The 17056-nt window shown below is 51.8% G+C and carries 18 protein-coding genes and 2 pseudogenes; 12 read left to right on the forward strand and 8 right to left on the reverse strand.

Translation table 11 applies throughout. The annotated features are described in order from the left end of the window. Positions 1-134: 134 nt before the first annotated feature. Positions 135-398: a DUF1161 domain-containing protein gene (locus ACMYSK_RS05655; protein ID WP_434643892.1), complete on the reverse strand. Its 264-nt coding sequence runs from the start codon at positions 396-398 to the stop codon at positions 135-137. A 135-nt stretch (positions 399-533) separates the two neighbouring features. Between ACMYSK_RS05655 and ACMYSK_RS05660 the strand changes: the two genes are divergently transcribed. Further along, positions 534-1211, forward strand: a complete 678-nt coding sequence (locus ACMYSK_RS05660) for a YnfC family lipoprotein (RefSeq protein WP_434643895.1) — start codon at positions 534-536, stop codon at positions 1209-1211. Here the strand turns inward: ACMYSK_RS05660 and speG are convergent. Beyond that, positions 1205-1765 carry a spermidine N1-acetyltransferase gene (gene speG / locus ACMYSK_RS05665; protein WP_434640917.1) on the reverse strand — a complete coding sequence of 187 codons (561 nt, stop codon included), beginning with the start codon at positions 1763-1765 and terminating at the stop codon, positions 1205-1207. The two genes, ACMYSK_RS05660 and speG, sit on opposite strands and share 7 nt — an antisense overlap. Positions 1766-1825: 60 nt before the next feature. Then, positions 1826-2167: a DUF1283 family protein gene (locus tag ACMYSK_RS05670; protein WP_434640919.1), complete on the reverse strand. Its 342-nt coding sequence runs from the start codon at positions 2165-2167 to the stop codon at positions 1826-1828. Positions 2168-2321: 154 nt separating this feature from the next. Here ACMYSK_RS05670 and ACMYSK_RS05675 point away from each other — a divergent pair, with 154 nt between their 5' ends. From ACMYSK_RS05675 to ACMYSK_RS05705, 7 genes and pseudogenes are all read left to right on the forward strand, one after another. After that, on the forward strand, positions 2322-2648 hold the full coding sequence (locus ACMYSK_RS05675) for a YnfA family protein (protein WP_434640920.1): 327 nt from the start codon (positions 2322-2324) through the stop codon (positions 2646-2648). Positions 2649-2706: 58 nt separating this feature from the next. Continuing rightward, positions 2707-2850, forward strand: a pseudogene (locus ACMYSK_RS05680) (MFS transporter); the annotation flags it as partial. Between the two features lie 132 nt (positions 2851-2982). Next, on the forward strand, positions 2983-4197 hold the full coding sequence (manD, locus tag ACMYSK_RS05685; RefSeq protein WP_434640921.1) for a D-mannonate dehydratase ManD: 1215 nt from the start codon (positions 2983-2985) through the stop codon (positions 4195-4197). Between the two features lie 10 nt (positions 4198-4207). Then, positions 4208-5221 carry a Zn-dependent oxidoreductase gene (locus ACMYSK_RS05690; protein ID WP_434640923.1) on the forward strand — a complete coding sequence of 338 codons (1014 nt, stop codon included), beginning with the start codon at positions 4208-4210 and terminating at the stop codon, positions 5219-5221. 49 nt (positions 5222-5270) lie between these two features. Beyond that, positions 5271-6647, forward strand: coding sequence for an MFS transporter (locus ACMYSK_RS05695; RefSeq protein ID WP_434643897.1), 1377 nt, complete (start codon positions 5271-5273; stop codon positions 6645-6647). 214 nt (positions 6648-6861) lie between these two features. Next, positions 6862-8325 (forward strand): mannitol dehydrogenase family protein, encoded by a 1464-nt coding sequence (locus tag ACMYSK_RS05700; RefSeq protein ID WP_434640925.1) that lies wholly within the window; start codon positions 6862-6864, stop codon positions 8323-8325. A gap of 415 nt (positions 8326-8740) precedes the next feature. Then, complete coding sequence (locus ACMYSK_RS05705) at positions 8741-9172, forward strand: universal stress protein (protein WP_434640927.1); 432 nt, start codon at positions 8741-8743, stop codon at positions 9170-9172. 54 nt (positions 9173-9226) lie between these two features. Here the strand turns inward: ACMYSK_RS05705 and ACMYSK_RS05710 are convergent, their stop codons facing one another. Together ACMYSK_RS05710 and ydfG are read right to left on the reverse strand one after the other, a co-directional pair. Then, positions 9227-9913, reverse strand: coding sequence for a GntR family transcriptional regulator (locus ACMYSK_RS05710; RefSeq protein ID WP_434640929.1), 687 nt, complete (start codon positions 9911-9913; stop codon positions 9227-9229). 92 nt (positions 9914-10005) lie between these two features. Next, positions 10006-10755: a bifunctional NADP-dependent 3-hydroxy acid dehydrogenase/3-hydroxypropionate dehydrogenase YdfG gene (gene ydfG / locus ACMYSK_RS05715; protein ID WP_434643900.1), complete on the reverse strand. Its 750-nt coding sequence runs from the start codon at positions 10753-10755 to the stop codon at positions 10006-10008. Between the two features lie 528 nt (positions 10756-11283). On the opposite strand from ydfG, the gene ACMYSK_RS05720 reads away from it, so the two are divergent. Both ACMYSK_RS05720 and dcp read left to right on the forward strand, forming a co-directional pair. Then, on the forward strand, positions 11284-11406 hold the full coding sequence (locus ACMYSK_RS05720) for a hypothetical protein (protein WP_434640931.1): 123 nt from the start codon (positions 11284-11286) through the stop codon (positions 11404-11406). 104 nt (positions 11407-11510) lie between these two features. Next, entirely contained in the window at positions 11511-13556 is a 2046-nt protein-coding gene (gene dcp, locus ACMYSK_RS05725; protein ID WP_434640933.1) for a peptidyl-dipeptidase Dcp, read from the forward strand. 168 nt (positions 13557-13724) lie between these two features. Here dcp and ACMYSK_RS05730 read toward each other — a convergent pair whose 3' ends face one another. Further along, complete coding sequence (locus ACMYSK_RS05730) at positions 13725-13967, reverse strand: DinI family protein (protein ID WP_434640935.1); 243 nt, start codon at positions 13965-13967, stop codon at positions 13725-13727. 276 nt (positions 13968-14243) lie between these two features. Between ACMYSK_RS05730 and ACMYSK_RS05735 the strand changes: the two genes are divergently transcribed. Further along, complete coding sequence (locus ACMYSK_RS05735; RefSeq protein ID WP_434643903.1) at positions 14244-14663, forward strand: translesion error-prone DNA polymerase V autoproteolytic subunit; 420 nt, start codon at positions 14244-14246, stop codon at positions 14661-14663. A gap of 2 nt (positions 14664-14665) precedes the next feature. Next, complete coding sequence (locus tag ACMYSK_RS05740) at positions 14666-15931, forward strand: Y-family DNA polymerase (protein ID WP_434640937.1); 1266 nt, start codon at positions 14666-14668, stop codon at positions 15929-15931. A 382-nt stretch (positions 15932-16313) separates the two neighbouring features. On the opposite strand, the gene ACMYSK_RS05745 is transcribed toward ACMYSK_RS05740, so the two are convergent. Together ACMYSK_RS05745 and ACMYSK_RS05750 are read right to left on the reverse strand one after the other, a co-directional pair. Then, the gene (locus ACMYSK_RS05745) at positions 16314-16625 is read right to left on the reverse strand and encodes an HNH endonuclease (RefSeq protein WP_434640939.1); all 312 of its coding nucleotides are present in this window, start codon (positions 16623-16625) and stop codon (positions 16314-16316) included. A gap of 192 nt (positions 16626-16817) precedes the next feature. After that, a pseudogene (locus tag ACMYSK_RS05750) lies at positions 16818-17019 on the reverse strand (L,D-transpeptidase family protein); the annotation flags it as partial. Between the last annotated feature and the right edge of the window lie 37 nt (positions 17020-17056).

The following is a 17056-nucleotide window of genomic DNA, read 5'->3' on the forward strand; positions in this document are numbered from 1 at the left end:
ATCGTTGTGATGATGCTAAAAGATTGCCGGTATCATTTTCCGGTTGTTGGGTAAGCCATCATACTCAGAGAGGGGTAAAGGGATATTATCCCTGGTCAACTCAGGGATAATATCCTTCGAATGAAAATAAGAGGTTAACGGGCGTCGCTGTCAGAATCGGCGCTGCGGGTATAGGTGATTTTAAAGGTATCGTTGGCGCAATGACCGACCACCTGGGCTCCGGGCTGATCGGGTTGATCGTTTGGCACGATCGCTAAACTAAAGCCTGAGGCCGGTACGCCGTTGTTGACTATCTTTTGTTGAATATCATTTTTCACACGTTCGCAGGAATCGGGGGCGGCCAGCACTGAGGTTGATGCCAGCAGCAGAGCCGCGCATAGCCAGGGAGAGCGTTTCATCATAGACTCCTTATTAATGTTATCCAGATTTAAGCATAGCAGAACTGGTGTAAACAATTGTATTTGCTAATATGATTGCAAGATACACAAAAGGAATCCGGCGTGAAAAAACGGTTATTGCTGATATCGGCGGTGATGGTGCTCAGCGCCTGTGATGCGCAGAAGACGCCAGAAGCATTTACGCCAGAAATGGCGAGTTTTTCCAATGAGTTCGAGTTCGATCCGCTGCGGGGGCCGGTGAAAGATTTCAGCCAGACGCTATTTGACGAACACGATGAGGTGGTCAAGCGGGTCAGCGCTCGCCTGTCCCGGGAAGGGTGTTTCGATCTGCTGGACTTTGAGGACCGCGAAAATAACACCGGTGCGACGCTGATGCTGGATGCCAACTTCTATCTTGACGCGCGTACCCACGAGAAGCGCCTGCGCCTGCAGGGAAAATGCCAGCTCGCGGAACTGCCGTCGGCAGGCGTCACCTGGGAAACGGACGATAACGGTTTTGTGGTGACCGCGCGAGGGAAAGAGACCACGGCGACCTACCAATATGACAGCGAGGGCTACCCGACCGGTAAAACCACCGTCGCAAAAGATGAGCGATTTACGGTGGTTTCCACCCCGGCGGCGGATCCGCGAAAAAAGCTGGATTATACGGCGACCAGCACGTTCAACGACCGTCAACTGGGGAATGTGCGCCAGGCCTGCGACTATGATAGCCACGATAACCCGGTCGATTGCCAGCTTCAGGTTGTCGATGAAAGCGTTCAGCCGCCGTTGACCCGCCGCTATACCATCAAAAATAGCATCGAATACTACTGAGCCGTAGGCTTCAGCAGGGCCTGTCCCTGGGGGCGGTGTTCGCTAATATATTGATGCTGGAACAGGCACATGCGAATGGTGTTGCGATATTCACCGTTGATGAAAAACTCATGAATCAGCTCGCCCTCTACCATAAAGCCCAGCTTGCGGTAGATGTGGATGGCTTTTTCATTTTCGCTGTCAACGATAAGGTACAGTTTGTACAGGTTGAGAACGGTAAAGCCGTAGTCCATCGCCAGCTTCGCGGCGCGTGTCGCCAGGCCTTTGCCCTGATAGTCTGGTGAGATGATTATCTGAAATTCGGCGCGGCGGTGAACATGGTTGATCTCAACCAGTTCTACGAGTCCGGCTTTTTCACCATTACACTCGATAACAAAACGGCGTTCGCTTTGATCGTGAATATGCTTGTCGTAGAGATCGGAGAGCTCGACAAAAGCTTCGTACGGCTCTTCAAACCAGTAGCGCATCACGCTGGCGTTGTTATCGAGCTGGTGGACAAAGCGTAAGTCTTCGCGCTCCAGCGGACGAAGTTTGATTGCATAAGCGTCAGTCATGGCTGTTCCTGTCGATAAAAGCTAAATATCGCGCCCGCGGGCGCCATGGTGTATGACGGATTAAGGTGCAACGGCACGCCCGGTGCGGCGGTCGAGGCAGCGCAGGGTGTTGGGCTCCCAGTAGGCATTGACGTTTGCGCTTTTCTGGCAGTTGTCCTGGGCATCAAAAGCGACGTCGGCCTTGTCCCACTCTTTTTCGGTGCGGGTGTTAACCTTCTGGCGCAAAGAACGGGTGTCGTTCCACTGCTCTTTTTCCATTGTCGCCTGCTGGCGGCTTTGCGCGCTATCGCCAGATTCAATCACCAGTTTGCTGGTTTGAGCGAAGGATGATGCGGTAAAGACCACGGCACTCAGCGCCAGCATGGCGGTCAGGCACCAGCGTGTTTTTTGTGTTGTTTTCATCACGATTTCCTTTAAGTGATAAAAAGAGGGATCCCCCGGAGACTGGGGCCAGTTTACTACATCTCTTTTCGGCGGCATACCCGACAAAAGAGTGTGTGAGAGAAGGATTATTGCGTAAAATGGGCTAACAACCCGATCTCTTTACGTGTCTTTAATGTTCAAAACTACGCTGCTGTTCTTCGCCACTGCGATCTGTGAAATCCTTGGATGCTATTTACCCTGGCTATGGCTAAAACGCGGTGCGACGCCGCTGCTGTTGATTCCTGCCGGGCTGGCGTTAGTGATGTTCGTCTGGTTGCTGACGCTGCACCCGGCGGCAAGCGGGCGGGTTTATGCCGCCTACGGCGGCGTTTATGTCTGCACCGCGCTGCTGTGGCTGCGTTTTGTCGATGGCGTGAAGCTCAGCCATTATGACTGGGCTGGCGCGCTGGTTGCGCTGTGCGGCATGCTGATTATTGTCGCTGGCTGGGGACGCGCTTAACGCGCGTTCTTCTACGATCGCTCACGCTAATGTTAACTTTGATTCTGGCTTATTGCTGGTTTCTGCCTCTTTTGCCCCGCTAGTTTCCGGTTGGGTAGTCGACACTACCCACTCATTCAATCTCGCGTTAGTTATTGCTGCCTGCGTGACTTTCACCGGCGCACTTTGCGACTTCTTCATTGTAAAAGACCGTATTCACTAGCCCACAGAAGCGGTGCTTCACCTCGTCTGGAGAATGTGACCGAACGCGTCTTTTTTTAATTTCATACTTGTATGGTAGTAGGTCTGATGCTTTAATTTTGATCACTTATCGCCAGAATGGAAGGAAACAGAGATGAAGATCGTTGCCGCTGAAGTTTTCGTCACCTGCCCCGGACGTAACTTTGTCACCCTTAAAATCATCACCGATGAAGGCGTTATCGGGCTGGGGGATGCGACGCTGAACGGACGCGAGCTCTCCGTGGCATCGTATCTGCAGGACCATCTCTGCCCGCAGCTTATTGGCCGCGATGCGCACCGAATTGAAGACATCTGGCAGTTTTTCTACAAAGGGGCGTACTGGCGCCGTGGGCCAGTCACCATGTCGGCTATTTCTGCCGTCGATATGGCGCTGTGGGATATCAAAGCGAAAGCGGCGGGGATGCCTTTGTATCAGCTGTTGGGCGGCGCATCGCGAGAAGGCGTTATGGTTTACTGCCACACCACCGGGCACTCCATCGATGAGGTACTGGAGGACTATGCCCGCCACCAGGAGATGGGCTTTAAGGCCATTCGCGTGCAGTGCGGCGTTCCGGGGATGAAAACTACCTATGGAATGGCAAAAGGGAAAGGCCAGGCGTACGAGCCGGCGACCAAGGGCCAGTGGCCGGAAGAGCAGCAGTGGTCGACGGAGAAATATCTGGATTTTACGCCGCAGCTGTTTGCCGCCGTGCGTGAAAAATTTGGTTTTAACGAGCATCTGCTACACGACATGCATCATCGGCTGACGCCCATCGAAGCGGCTCGCTTTGGTAAAAGCATCGAAGAATATCGCCTGTTCTGGATGGAAGACCCCACCCCGGCAGAGAACCAGGCGTGCTTCCGCCTGATTCGTCAGCACACCGTGACGCCAATTGCCGTCGGTGAAGTCTTCAACAGCATCTGGGACTGCAAGCAGCTGATTGAAGAACAGCTGATCGATTACATCCGCACCACTATCACTCATGCAGGTGGTATTACCGGCATGCGACGCATTGCCGATTTTGCTTCCCTTTATCAGGTCCGTACCGGTTCTCACGGGCCGTCCGATCTGTCGCCGGTTTGCATGGCTGCGGCGCTTCATTTTGACCTGTGGGTGCCGAACTTCGGCGTACAGGAATATATGGGTTATTCCGAGCAGATGCTGGAAGTTTTCCCACACAGCTGGACCTTTGACAACGGCTATATGCATCCGGGAGAAAAGCCGGGGCTGGGTATCGAATTTGATGAAAAACGGGCAGCAAAATACCCGTATGAGCCCGCCTGTCTGCCGGTAGCCAGACTGGAAGACGGCACGTTATGGAACTGGTAAGGAGATAAAAATGAAAAGTATCGTGATTCAACAACCCAATGAGCTGATGGTTGAAGAGAGGGAAAGGCCAGAACCTGCGCCAGGAGAAGTCCGGGTGAAAGTCAAGCTGGCGGGGATTTGTGGCTCCGATAGACATATCTATCGCGGGCATAATCCTTTTGCCAAATACCCGCGCGTCATTGGCCATGAATTCTTCGGCGTGATCGATGCCGTTGGCGATGGCGTGACGGACAGAAAGGTCGGCCAGCGGGTGAGCGTTGACCCGGTCATCAGCTGTGGTCATTGCTACCCTTGCTCAGTGGGTAAACCCAACGTATGCACCTCCCTGGTTGTACTGGGTGTCCATCGGGACGGGGGTTTTAGCGAGTATGCGGCGGTCCCTGCGCAAAATGCCTGGCTCGTGCCGGATACGGTTCCCGATCGGCACGCGGTGATGGTTGAACCTTTCACTATTGCGGCCAACGTCACCGGACAGGTGAAACCAACGACTGAGGACATCGCCCTCGTCTATGGCGCGGGGCCGATGGGGTTAACCACGATTCAGGTTTTGAAACGGGTCTATCAGGTCAAGCAGGTGATTGTCGCTGACCAGATTGAGGAACGCCTGCAAATGGCGAAACGAAATGGGGCCGACTGGACAATCCACAACGGTGAAACGTCATTAGCAGAAAGTCTACAGGCTAAAGGTATCAAACCCACGCTGATTATTGATGCGGCCTGCCATCCTTCGATTCTACAGGAGGCGGTCACTCTGGCTTCTCCGGCGGCCAGAATTGTACTGATGGGATTCTCAACTGAACCTTCACAAGTTGCGCAACAAGGTATTACCGGTAAAGAACTGTCTATATTTTCATCGCGGCTGAATGCGCATAAATTCCCCATTGTACTGGCATGGTTAGAACAAGGATTGATCGATCCTGACGGGCTGATTACTCATGAGTTTGAGTATCAGCAGATTATTGATGCTATCGAAATTTTTGAAAAAGACAGAAAGAGCTGCTGTAAGGTTTTATTAACATTTTAAGTCTAATAATTAATGCGAACTCTACATATTACAATTAGAGAAAATAATGATGACTACAGTAAATAATGAGAGAACGACTGCCGATCTCATCCGCGCGGCGGTGTCCGGTTGGTTAGGTACCGCGCTGGAGTTTATGGATTTTCAACTTTATTCTCTGGGTGCCGCGCTGGTATTTCATGAGATCTTTTTTCCTGAGCAATCAGCGGCCATGGCGCTGATTCTGGCAATGGGTACTTACGGTGCCGGATATATTGCGAGAATAGTCGGTGCGTTTATTTTCGGGCGAATGGGGGACAGGATTGGGCGTAAAAAAGTTCTCTTTATTACTATTACCATGATGGGCATTTGTACCACCCTGATTGGTGTTTTACCCACCTATGCGCAGGTTGGTATTTTTGCGCCCGTGCTGCTGGTGACCTTACGTATTATCCAGGGACTGGGTGCCGGGGCTGAAATCTCCGGTGCCGGTACCATGCTGGCCGAATATGCGCCGAAAGGGAAGCGTGGCATTATTTCATCGCTGGTGGCGATGGGCACCAACTGCGGTACGCTGAGCGCCACGGCTATCTGGGCGGTGATGTTTTTTCTTCTCGACCGGGAAGAACTGGTCGCATGGGGATGGCGAATCCCGTTCCTTGCCAGCGCCGTGGTGATGATCTTTGCTATCTGGTTGCGTCTGAACCTTAAAGAAAGTCCGGTATTTGAACAGGTCAGCGAAGGGAGCGCTCAGCAGAATAGCGTCGCAGAGCAGGATAATACCTTTGGCGCGATGCTGAAAAGTAAATCCTTCTGGCTGGCGACGGGCTTACGCTTTGGTCAGGCGGGGAACTCTGGCTTATTACAAACGTTCCTGGCCGGTTATTTGGTGCAGACGTTATTATTTGATAAAGCTGTTCCAACCGATGCCTTAATGATTAGCTCAGGGATTGGATTTATCACCATTCCCTTCCTCGGGTGGTTATCCGATAAAATTGGGCGTCGCGTGCCTTATATTATCGTCAATATTTCAGCCATTATACTGGCCTACCCGATGGTCTCGATTATTGTTGATAAGAGCTACAGCGTGGGCGCCATTATGGCATCGTTGATTGTCATTCATAATATTGCGGTGCTGGGCTTATTCGCGCTTGAAAATATTACGATGGCGGAAATTTTCGGCTCGCGTAACCGCTTTACCCGAATGGCAATTTCGAAAGAAACCGGCGGGTTAGTGGCTGTCGGTTTTGGCCCGGTCCTGGCCGGTATTTTCTGTAACGTCACTGAATCGTGGTGGCCGATTGTCGTCATGCTTATTTGCTATTCGATTATTGGTCTGATTTCCGCTCTTCTCATGCCGGAAGTGCGGGATCGCGATCTGAGCCTGCTTAACGATGCGGCAGACGCAGCGCCTCAGCATAATGAAGTGAGATCCCGTCAGTTAACCTGATCCGTTGACAGACTGGTGTTCAATCTGGCCGGGGGCAGCGCCCGGCTTTTTTATTGTTTCACGCAGATTAAAACAGAAGGTGAGTTGTAAAAATCTTCTTGTATGGTAGTTGATGGAAATCAAAGATGTCATACCAATTGCATGAGATGGTTTACCTCACAGAGGCATTCTCCTCGAGAATGGTTGATTAGTCATCATAAAAACGAGAGTCACCATGGAAAACACGCTTTTAACAGCCAAGGCAACGCTTCCTTCCTACGATCGCAGCAAACTGGTCTCGCGTATCGTCCATCTGGGTTTTGGCGCATTTCATCGCGCACACCAGGCGGTCTACGCCGATATTCTGGCGGCAGAGCAGGGCAGCGACTGGGGCTACACTGAAGTCAACTTGATCGGCGGCGAGCAGCAGATTGCCGATCTGCAAAATCAGGACCTGATGTACACCGTTGCCGAAATGTCGGCAGATGCCTGGACTGCTCGTGTGGTAGGCGTAGTTAAACAGGCGATGCACGCGGAGGTCGATGGCCTGGAACGCGTGCTGGCGAAAATGTGTGAGCCACAGGTGGCCATTGTATCACTGACGATTACTGAGAAGGGTTATTGCCATTCACCCTCTACCGGTGAAATTCAGCTGGATCATCCGCTGATTGCCGCTGATATTCAGAATCCGCATCAGCCAAAATCTGCACCAGGCGTTATTGTTGAAGCCCTGGCACGGCGTAAAGCCGCAGGCCTGCCGGCATTCAGCGTGATGTCCTGCGACAACATGCCGGAAAATGGTCATGTGACGCGCAACGTCGTTTGCGCCCTGGCGCGCGCGATTGACCGCGAGCTTGCCGACTGGATTGCACAACACGTGACTTTCCCGTCGACGATGGTTGACCGTATCGTGCCAGCCGTGACGGCCGATACGCTGGACAAAATTGCACAATTGACCGGCGTCCGCGATCCGGCTGGCGTGGCCTGCGAGCCGTTCCGTCAGTGGGTTATTGAGGACAACTTCGTTGCGGGCCGCCCGGCGTGGGAAAAAGCGGGTGCTGAACTGGTTGCCGACGTGGTGCCTTTTGAAGAGATGAAGCTGCGTATGTTAAACGGCAGCCACTCTTTCCTGGCCTATCTGGGGTATCTGGCCGGATATCAGCATATCAACGACTGCATGCAGGACCAAAATTACCGTCTCGCTGCCCGGACGTTAATGCTTAGTGAGCAGGCGCCGACGCTGAAAGTTAAAGAGGTTGATCTGGACCGCTACGCCGGGCTTCTTATCGACCGTTACAGCAACCCGGCGCTGAAACATCGCACCTGGCAGATTGCGATGGACGGTAGCCAGAAACTCCCGCAAAGGATGCTGGACTCGGTTCGCTGGCATCTTGCACAACACAGCGACTTCAGCCTGCTGGCGATGGGAGTGGCGGGCTGGATGCGCTATGTCGGGGGTGTTGATGAGCAGGGGCAGGCGATTGAGATTTGCGATCCGCTGTTGCCGGTGATTCAGCAGGCTGTTCAGAGCAGCGTTGAAGGGCCGGAGCGGGTTAAAGCGCTGCTGGGTATCGAAGCCATCTTCGGTCGCGATTTGCCGCAGGAAGGGCGTTTTGTTGATGCCGTCACCGATGCCTGGCTGTCGCTAAAAGCGAAAGGCGCTAAAGCAACCGTCGAAGCCTGGGTTCAGGCGCACTAATATTTTGAGTATTCAATGCCGCCGTTGCTGGCGGCATTTATCTATTCTGGCCGTCACTGCTCGTGACCGTCGCCGCTAATCAACCGTTATCCAGGATAACGCTTCCTGCACCATATTTTTCAACCACTATTATCTTGTTTATTTTCGGTGAGGATACCTCCTTTCAACCGAATCTGAGTTTTACGTATTTATACGGATATCTCATTCTGGTCGGAAAAATAACAGTAAATAGATAATAATATGATCGAGGGCATGGAATATACATATCTTTAGCTAACCAAAGCTAACTACATATAATTGATGTTTATTTTAACGAATATCCATATCTCTGGCTTATTATTTGTGCTGAATTGAAAATAAATATGTCATGATGTGTGCAGTAAAATTAAGTCTCTCGGAAAAAGGAGTGCCGAATATGTACAAGAAAATTCTACTGCCCGTCGATGTATTTGAAATGGATTTGAGTGATAAAGCGGTTCGGCATGCTGAGTTTTTGGCATCGGCTGAAGAGGGTGAAATTACCTTACTGAACGTCTTGCCAAACAGCAGTCGTTCAATTTTGCGCGGCTTTGCCGCAGATATTAAGAAGCTCGAAGCCTTTATGCAAGCAGAGTCGGAGAAGAAAATGCAGGCGCTGTCCCGTCTGTTCTCGATTCCCGCTTCACGTATTCATACCCGAGTGGTATTTGGCAACGTGCGGGATGAAATACTGGCAATCGGTAACGCCGATGAGTTCGACGTGATTGTTGTCGGCTCACGCACGCCGGGCTTTTCCACGCATCTTCTCGGTTCGAACGCCGAATCAATCTTACGCTATGCCAAAATACCGGTGCTGGTTGTTCGCTAGCATATTCGTCAATCAGGGCGGCAGGGGCGTTTCTACTACTGCCGCCAGAATCACTTAGTCTTCACTAAACCAGTCGCGATTTTCCTGACGAATTAATAATACCGATTCACTGATTTCGTGCAGGTGAATATTCATTGCCTTTCCCACCGCATCCGCGTCGCGGTTTTCCAGTGCCTGAAAAATTTGATGGTGTTGGCGCAGCAGCATTTCCGGAGGCGTAATGTGATCGAGGCTCATATAGCGGACCCGGTCAATTGTCGCTTTAATATTCTCGACGGTATCCCACGCCAGCTGGCAGTCGGCAATCACCGAAAGCTTTTGGTGAAATTCATCATCCAGCTGAAAGAAATCATTTAATTGCTGGCGTTCAACGGCGATACGCTGCTGATTAAGATTTTGCTCAAGCTGATAGGTTTGTTCTGATGTGATCATTCCGGCGGCACGTCGTACTACGGCGCATTCGATAGCCTGACGAACGAAACACCCGTTACGAACCTGAGAAAGCGAGATCTTATTCACGTAGCTACCGCGCTGCGGGCGAATCTGAATAAGTCCATTCTCAGCCAGTTTGATAAAGGCCTCACGCACCGGCTGGCGAGAAACGCTAAAACGCACAGACACTTCTTTCTCAGACAGCGGGGTACCCGGCGGGATCAAACAATGAACGATATCATGACGAAGGATACGATAAATTTGCTGGTTAACAGGCTGTGTCGGATTGAGTTGCAATTCTGCGGCCATTGATGGTTACTTTTATTGGGTGATATGCGCTATTTTACGCGTTATTTGTCCGTTCGCCCATACCCGACCGCGTAGCGGCCGGGCGGCGAGCCTTAGCCCGCGCGATGGACGCTAAGGCCGGCAAAGCTTTGGCTGACGGGCATCATTTCCAGCGTGTTGATATTGACATGCTGGGGCAGGTTGGCAACCCACCAAACGGCTTCGGTCACATCTTCCGGCGTCAGCGCCTGGGTATTCTCGTAAGCTTTCCCCGCTTTGGCATCATCGCCTTTAAAGCGCACGTTAGAAAACTCCGTACCGCCGACCAGACCCGGTTCAACATCGGTCACGCGAATCGCCGTGCCGTGCAGGTCGGTACGCAGGTTCAGGCTGAACTGGCGCACAAACGCTTTGGTTGCACCGTAGACGTTACCCCCAGCATAAGGCCAGCTGCCGGCGGTGGAGCCGATGTTAATAATATGACCGCGGTTACGTTCAACCATACCCGGTAAAACGGCACGGGTCATATACACCAGCCCTTTGTTGTTGGTGTCTATCATATCTTCCCAGTCTTCAACGCTGGCTTTGTGCGCTGGCTCAAGGCCTAGCGCCAGGCCGGCGTTGTTGACCAGCACATCAATGGCCTGCCACTCTGCCGGCAGGCCGGCAATCATCTCTTCAATAGCGGCGCGATTGCGGACGTCCAGCTGCGCCGTGTAGAGATTATCGCCGAGCTCATCTTTCAATGTTTGCAGGCGCTCTTCACGACGCCCGGTGGCGATCACCTTGTGACCATTAGCGATAAAACGGCGAGTCATGCTTTCACCAAAACCTGCTGTTGCACCGGTAATCAGAATAATCATCATCGCTCCTGTCAATGTTCTCATGCACCCCAACCGGTTTATGTCAGGGCTATCAGTACCGTCTTGCTTAATGTTTTTCTTTAACATTGTTCTCCGGTGTGACCCCGCGCCGCGAAAGCTCGTCGTCCGGAGAAAAAGATTAAGCAATGACGACACACCGTACGCTATAAGCACTGTAGCTACAAAAGAAAAGAGAGTCTACATCCGCGAAGCATGCAATACGTTTCCAAAACAGGTAATTGCGATAATTTGCATCACACGAATGTACGCCGGGAGCAAAAAATAATCGTACCGTGAAGAGACGTCGTTTAACCATTTTTGCCAACGGTAAAATACGTTGCCGGTCAACCTATCCACCGAACCTTGTGGAAAAATAAACAAGAAAGTATTCATGGCATGAATTGATCATCGATGCATTATGGGGATTGTTATTCTGCCGCCGCACGACAACAGAGCGCAGTATTTCAACTTACATTTTTATCGCTACGGCCAGCTGTGCCGGCGCTTTTTGGCCTGAAGAGGGTTCAGATGAACGAATGGGAAGAAGAAGAGAGTATCCCTACGCACGCCACCATAACCCGCACGGCAATCGATATTCTTGGCGTAACCGGTGCGGTGATGATTGCCTGTATTTTCTATTTTTTGCTGTAGCTTCGTGCACGCCTTGCGTATAGGTTTCACTGGCGAGCGGAAATCATTGCGGTCAATCAATGAGTTGCCTAATCTTACTGGATTACCGAGTCCAGGAGATAATAATGGCCGACAACAACCCCTTTTTGTGCGTGAGTCTTCTGCCGTATCAGGCGCCGCATTTTGATCTGATTGACGATAACCACTACCGACCGGCCTTTGATGAAGGGGTTCGCCGTCAGCAGGAAGAGATGGCCGCGATAGTGAACAACCCGGCACCGGCAGATTTTACCAACACGCTGGTTGCGCTTGAGCAGAGCGGGCAGCTTCTGGCGCGCGTCACCCGGGTATTCTTTGCCATGGCCGGCGCGCATACCAACCCGACGCTTCAGGCGCTTGATGAGCAGTTTTCTGCTGAACTGGCGGCGCTGGGAAATGATATCTGGCTCAACGAGGCGCTGTTCCAGCGCGTGAAACAGGTATGGCAACAGCGCGACACGCTGTTGTTAGATAGCGAATCTCGCCGCCTGCTTGATATTACCTGGCAACGTTTTACGCTTGCGGGCGCGACCCTCGGCGAAGAGCAAAAAACGGGGCTGCGGGCGTTGAATACCCAGGCGGCCGCTTTGCAGAGCCAGTTCCAGCAGCGGCTGCTGGCAGGGGTTAAATCCGGCGGTCTGGTGGTCGATTACCTGCATCAGCTAGACGGTCTGAGCGACGAAGAAATTGCTGAAGCCGCAGAGGCGGCACGGGAAAAAGGGTTAAACGACCGCTGGTTGCTGCCTTTGCTGAATACGACCCAGCAGCCGGCGCTGCTTGCCCTACGTCTTCGTCAGACTCGTGAAAATCTGTTTACCGCAGGATGGCAACGTAATCAGAAGGGTGATGCGAATGATACCCGCGAGCTGGTGCTGCGTCTGGCGGAGATCCGCGCCCGGAAAGCCGAACTGCTGGGCGTGGCGGACTATGCCAGCTGGTCGATGGCCGATCAAATGGCCGGGACGCCAGAAGCGGCATTTGCCTTCATGCGCCGGATAGCCCCGGACGCACGGGCAAGGGCGGAGCGGGAGCTGGCGGATATCCAGCAGGTTATTGACGATGAGGGCGGCGGCTTTACGGCAGCGGCCTGGGACTGGTTGTACTACGGTGAGCAGGTGCGACGGGCGACGTACGCCATTGATGAGGCGCAGCTAAAACCCTATTTTGCGCTCGATCGCGTTCTACAGGACGGCGTGTTCTGGACGGCCTCACAGTTGTTTGGTCTGCGATTTGTCGAGCGTTTTGATATTCCGGTTTATCATCCAGATGTCCGGGTATGGGAAATCTTTGACGCCAACGGGGAAGGCCTCGCGCTGTTTTACGGGGACTACTTCTCGCGGGATTCGAAAAGCGGCGGGGCATGGATGGACGTTTTCGTCGAGCAATCCGCGCTGCTCGCACAGCATCCGGTGATTTACAACGTCTGTAACTATCAAAAGCCGAAGGCCGGTTACAGCGCGCTGCTCTCCTGGGATGAGGTCATTACCTTATTCCATGAGTTTGGCCATGCGCTGCACGGTCTGTTTGCCAGCCAGCGTTACGCCAGCCTGTCGGGAACCAATACCCCGCGCGATTTCGTTGAGTTTCCCTCGCAGATCTACGAACACTGGGCCAGTGAGCCACAGGTGTTCGCCCACTATGCGCGGCATTATCAAACGGGTGAAGCGATGCCGGATACGCTGCGCGAACGGATGCTGCGTGCGGCGACGTTTAATAAAGGTTATGACATGAGCGAACTGTTGGCGGCGGCGCTGCTGGATATGCACTGGCATAGCGTCTCATCGGCAGAGATCCCCCACGATGTCGATACCTTTGAAACCGCAGCATTACGCAAAGAACAGATGGATCTGGCCGCCGTTCCGCCACGTTACCGTAGCAGTTATTTTTCGCATATCTTCGGCGGGGGCTATGCTGCGGGCTATTACGCCTATCTGTGGACGCAAATGCTGGCCGACGACGGCTATCAGTGGTTTGTGGAGCACGGCGGGCTGAGCCGTGAAAACGGTCAGCGCTTCCGCGAGGCGATTTTGTCGCGCGGCAACAGCACAGATTTAGCGGAACTATATCGCCAGTGGCGCGGGCACGATCCTAAAATTGAACCGATGCTGGAAAACCGCGGACTGAGCAAGTAGAGCGCTTTGCCGAGTCATCGAGGACCGGGCGCAGAGCCCGGTTTTTTGTCCGTTTTTTCTTCACCCAAATCCCGCCAAAACTTCTCCCAAGGATAAATCTTTAAATTCTGCGAAATTTGCGAGGGGGTCCATTATGTTGTCCGGGAGCAATGACGTTTGCTATCTCCATCACTCCTCCATCATCCACATATCAGCCTCTTCAAACATCTCCTGCACGGCACGGCTGATTTGTTCTTTTTCGTGCTTGCTGGCATCGGTGTTGATTGCCGGTAAGGTCATCATCGGCTTTACGCGGACATCGGCATCGGGAAATATCCGGTGAATACGCTTCGTCAATTCAGCGGTAATTGTCTCCTTTGCCCCGGCCAGCCCCTCAAAGTTCCGCTTGTCATAAATCAGTTCCACAAACATTTCTCATCCCTTCTGCGATAGTTGTTGCGGGTATTTATACTGTATTGATGTACAGTGTCAAGCCAGGGTGATAATACGAAGACCAATAGCGCATGCAGCGGTGGTTCCTCGTGTGCTGCTCGCGAAACCATCAAACAGTTCATCATGAAAAGACCCGCAGGTTAAACGCATCAATCAGTTACAGCAGTGGTGGCAATTGATAGCTGTAATCAATGTTGACCTGGCGAACTGATAAAACTACTGTATATATAATCAGTATTCATTGGTGGGTTTATGATGAAGTTTTTCACGCCAGTTGAGATGCGGCAGATCATCTCTATTCCTTTGTTCAGCGACCCGGTGCAGTGCGGTTTTCCCAGTCCGGCACAGGATTATGTTGAGCAGCGAATCGACTTAAACGAATTGTTGATTAGCCACCCCAGCGCGACGTATTTCGTTAAGGCTGCCGGGGACAGCATGATCGACGGTGGTATCAGTGAAGGCGACTTACTGGTCGTTGATAGTTCGCGTAAAGCGGAACACGGCGATATCGTTATCGCCGCTGTCGAGGGCGAATTTACCGTCAAAAAATTACAGCTTCGACCGACGATTCAGCTTAACCCGATGAACAGCGCCTATTCCCCGATAGTCGTCGGCAGTGAGGACACGCTGGATGTATTCGGCGTCGTGACCTACATCATTAAGTCGGCCGGCTGAATATGTTTGCGCTCTGCGATGTGAACTCGTTTTATGCCAGCTGTGAGGCAGTCTTTCGGCCCGATTTGAAAGGGCGGCCGGTGGTCGTACTGTCAAACAACGATGGTTGCGTGATATCGCGCTCTGCGGAGGCTAAAGAATTTGTGAAAATGGGGGAGCCGTACTTCAAACAGAAGGATGTGTTCCGCCGACATGGCGTGGTCTGTTTCAGCAGTAATTACGAACTCTATGCAGATATGTCAAACCGGGTGATGACAACGCTGGAAGAGCTATCCCCGCACTGCGAAATTTATAGTATTGACGAGGCTTTTTGCGATCTGACTGGCGTGCGCAACTGTCGTGACCTGACAGATTTTGGTCGGGAAATTCGCGAGACAGTATTACGCCGGACGCACCTTACCGTCGGCGTCGGCATCGCCCAGACTAAGACTCTGGCGAAGCTGGCCAACCATGCCGCCAAGCAGTGGCAACGACAAACGGGTGGGGTGGTTGATTTGTCTAATCAGGAACGGCAAAGAAAGCTCATGGCTCGGTTGCCTGTCGATGAGGTCTGGGGCGTCGGGCGCCGCATCAGTAAGAAATTAGAGACTATGGGCATCAAAACCGTATTGCAGCTGGCAGACACCGATATTCGGTTTATCCGCAAGCACTTCAACGTTGTACTGGAAAGAACCGTGCGTGAGCTGCGAGGCGAGCCTTGTCTTGAACTTGAAGAGTTTGCGCCAACTAAGCAGGAAATTGTCTGTAGCCGGTCGTTCAGCAGTCGCATCACGGAATACCATGAGATGCGGCAGGCGATATGCAGCTATGCATCGCGCGCAGCGGAGAAACTGCGTAGCGAACATCAGTACTGTCGGTTTATCTCAGCATTTGTCAAAACCAGCCCGTTTGCGCTAAATGAGCCCTATTATGGCAACAGCGCATCGGTAAAACTGCTGACCCCGACGCAGGATAGTCGGGACATTATCGCTGCGGCTATCAAGTGTCTCGATGCCGTCTGGAAAGATGGACACCGGTATCAAAAAGCAGGTGTGATGCTCGGTGACTTCTTCAGCCAGGGCGTGGCCCAGCTAAACCTGTTTGATGACAACGCACCGCGACAAAACAGCGAAAAGTTGATGGAGGTTCTGGATCATCTCAACGCGAAGAACGGAAGAGGGGCGTTGTATTTTGCCGGACAGGGCATTCAGGCGGGCTGGCAGATGAAGCGGGAAATGCTCTCGCCGCGTTACACGACAAGATACTGCGACTTGCTCAAGGTCAGGTGATATTAGCACCTGTTCATTGCTATCTACCATCACCTGGATTTGCTGCAATATGAGTCTGCTTTGAGCGAGGAGCGGAAGTTCGCTTTAAGTGTATACCAGAGGGGCTCTAAAAGAGAATGGTGTGTATTGCAGGGATGCTTACAAGATCATCAGTATCATCCTCAAGGCCGAATCCGGGGTTAACGCATTATATTCCTCCGGAGTTGCGGTCGCAGTTCGGTTTATTTTTGCTCCGGCTAACTGGGGTCCGCTTGGAAAACGGAAAATACCCTACGTCAAGCTTGTTTTTTAAGCAGGTATGACAGGCGGCTTTGAGCGAGGGGCTGACATTTTCTTAAAAGAAAATATAATGTAAAATAAAATTTAACATTAAATAGACTGGTTAACTTGGATGACTATAAGTATTTTTCATCCATTCAATAAGCGCAGATTCATTAGCAATATCTGGGCTTTCTCTATGGCATTTACTGCATAGCAGAATATAATTTGAGACATCATTACTTCCGCCTAATGAGTGAGGGATAATATGCGCCCTCTCCAATTTTGAGGATTCGCGGCCACAGCAGACACATACATTGAAATCACACGCATTATCATAGCGCGTATCATCCAAACCTCGTTGAATTCCATTGTCAATCCAGTACTGCCAGATCATTTTTTTACTTGGTGCGTTTTGTCTAGGAACTACTGCCATATTACTGCTCCTCAAGAATTCAAACAGTTGATGAGGGATAAGCTGACCTGCGCCCTATAGATTAACACACTACGCTTTTAGCAACGTCCGCTTCTGGCTGTGAGTTCAACTGATGGATGCCAGACATGGATAATCTTGATTTCAGTGATTCAGGTAATATTGCAGCAGAAGATTGAATCTGAATACTTTCTGTCTCTGATTCTGATAACCGGCGATGGACTTCCAGATAACGCGACCCATCGGCCTCCATACTCTCTTTGATCGGTTGATCGACCCGTTCCACGCGTGTTCCAACGGGGACTTCACTGAAGAGCTGTTTAAGATCGTCTGCACGTAAACGAACACAGCCGTGGCTTACGCGCAGGCCAATACCAAAGTTGGCGTTAGTGCAGTGGCTGCGGATCTTTATACTGAATATCAGAGATATATTT

The organism is Klebsiella sp. I138 (assembly GCF_051131765.1).
In the GTDB taxonomy this organism is placed as follows: Bacteria; Pseudomonadota; Gammaproteobacteria; order Enterobacterales; family Enterobacteriaceae; genus Klebsiella.

What these genes read in the sequence shown, in the direction of transcription:
- ACMYSK_RS05655 (WP_434643892.1), bottom strand. Translation starts at nt 398, where the DNA reads ATGAAACGCTCTCCCTGGCTATGCGCGGCTCTGCTGCTGGCATCAACC.
- ACMYSK_RS05660 (WP_434643895.1), top strand. Translation starts at nt 534, where the DNA reads ATGGTGCTCAGCGCCTGTGATGCGCAGAAGACGCCAGAAGCATTTACG.
- speG (WP_434640917.1), bottom strand. Translation starts at nt 1,765, where the DNA reads ATGACTGACGCTTATGCAATCAAACTTCGTCCGCTGGAGCGCGAAGAC.
- ACMYSK_RS05670 (WP_434640919.1), bottom strand. Translation starts at nt 2,167, where the DNA reads ATGAAAACAACACAAAAAACACGCTGGTGCCTGACCGCCATGCTGGCG.
- ACMYSK_RS05675 (WP_434640920.1), top strand. Translation starts at nt 2,322, where the DNA reads ATGTTCAAAACTACGCTGCTGTTCTTCGCCACTGCGATCTGTGAAATC.
- manD (WP_434640921.1), top strand. Translation starts at nt 2,983, where the DNA reads ATGAAGATCGTTGCCGCTGAAGTTTTCGTCACCTGCCCCGGACGTAAC.
- ACMYSK_RS05690 (WP_434640923.1), top strand. Translation starts at nt 4,208, where the DNA reads ATGAAAAGTATCGTGATTCAACAACCCAATGAGCTGATGGTTGAAGAG.
- ACMYSK_RS05695 (WP_434643897.1), top strand. Translation starts at nt 5,271, where the DNA reads ATGACTACAGTAAATAATGAGAGAACGACTGCCGATCTCATCCGCGCG.
- ACMYSK_RS05700 (WP_434640925.1), top strand. Translation starts at nt 6,862, where the DNA reads ATGGAAAACACGCTTTTAACAGCCAAGGCAACGCTTCCTTCCTACGAT.
- ACMYSK_RS05705 (WP_434640927.1), top strand. Translation starts at nt 8,741, where the DNA reads ATGTACAAGAAAATTCTACTGCCCGTCGATGTATTTGAAATGGATTTG.
- ACMYSK_RS05710 (WP_434640929.1), bottom strand. Translation starts at nt 9,913, where the DNA reads ATGGCCGCAGAATTGCAACTCAATCCGACACAGCCTGTTAACCAGCAA.
- ydfG (WP_434643900.1), bottom strand. Translation starts at nt 10,755, where the DNA reads ATGATTATTCTGATTACCGGTGCAACAGCAGGTTTTGGTGAAAGCATG.
- ACMYSK_RS05720 (WP_434640931.1), top strand. Translation starts at nt 11,284, where the DNA reads ATGAACGAATGGGAAGAAGAAGAGAGTATCCCTACGCACGCCACCATA.
- dcp (WP_434640933.1), top strand. Translation starts at nt 11,511, where the DNA reads ATGGCCGACAACAACCCCTTTTTGTGCGTGAGTCTTCTGCCGTATCAG.
- ACMYSK_RS05730 (WP_434640935.1), bottom strand. Translation starts at nt 13,967, where the DNA reads ATGTTTGTGGAACTGATTTATGACAAGCGGAACTTTGAGGGGCTGGCC.
- ACMYSK_RS05735 (WP_434643903.1), top strand. Translation starts at nt 14,244, where the DNA reads ATGAAGTTTTTCACGCCAGTTGAGATGCGGCAGATCATCTCTATTCCT.
- ACMYSK_RS05740 (WP_434640937.1), top strand. Translation starts at nt 14,666, where the DNA reads ATGTTTGCGCTCTGCGATGTGAACTCGTTTTATGCCAGCTGTGAGGCA.
- ACMYSK_RS05745 (WP_434640939.1), bottom strand. Translation starts at nt 16,625, where the DNA reads ATGGCAGTAGTTCCTAGACAAAACGCACCAAGTAAAAAAATGATCTGG.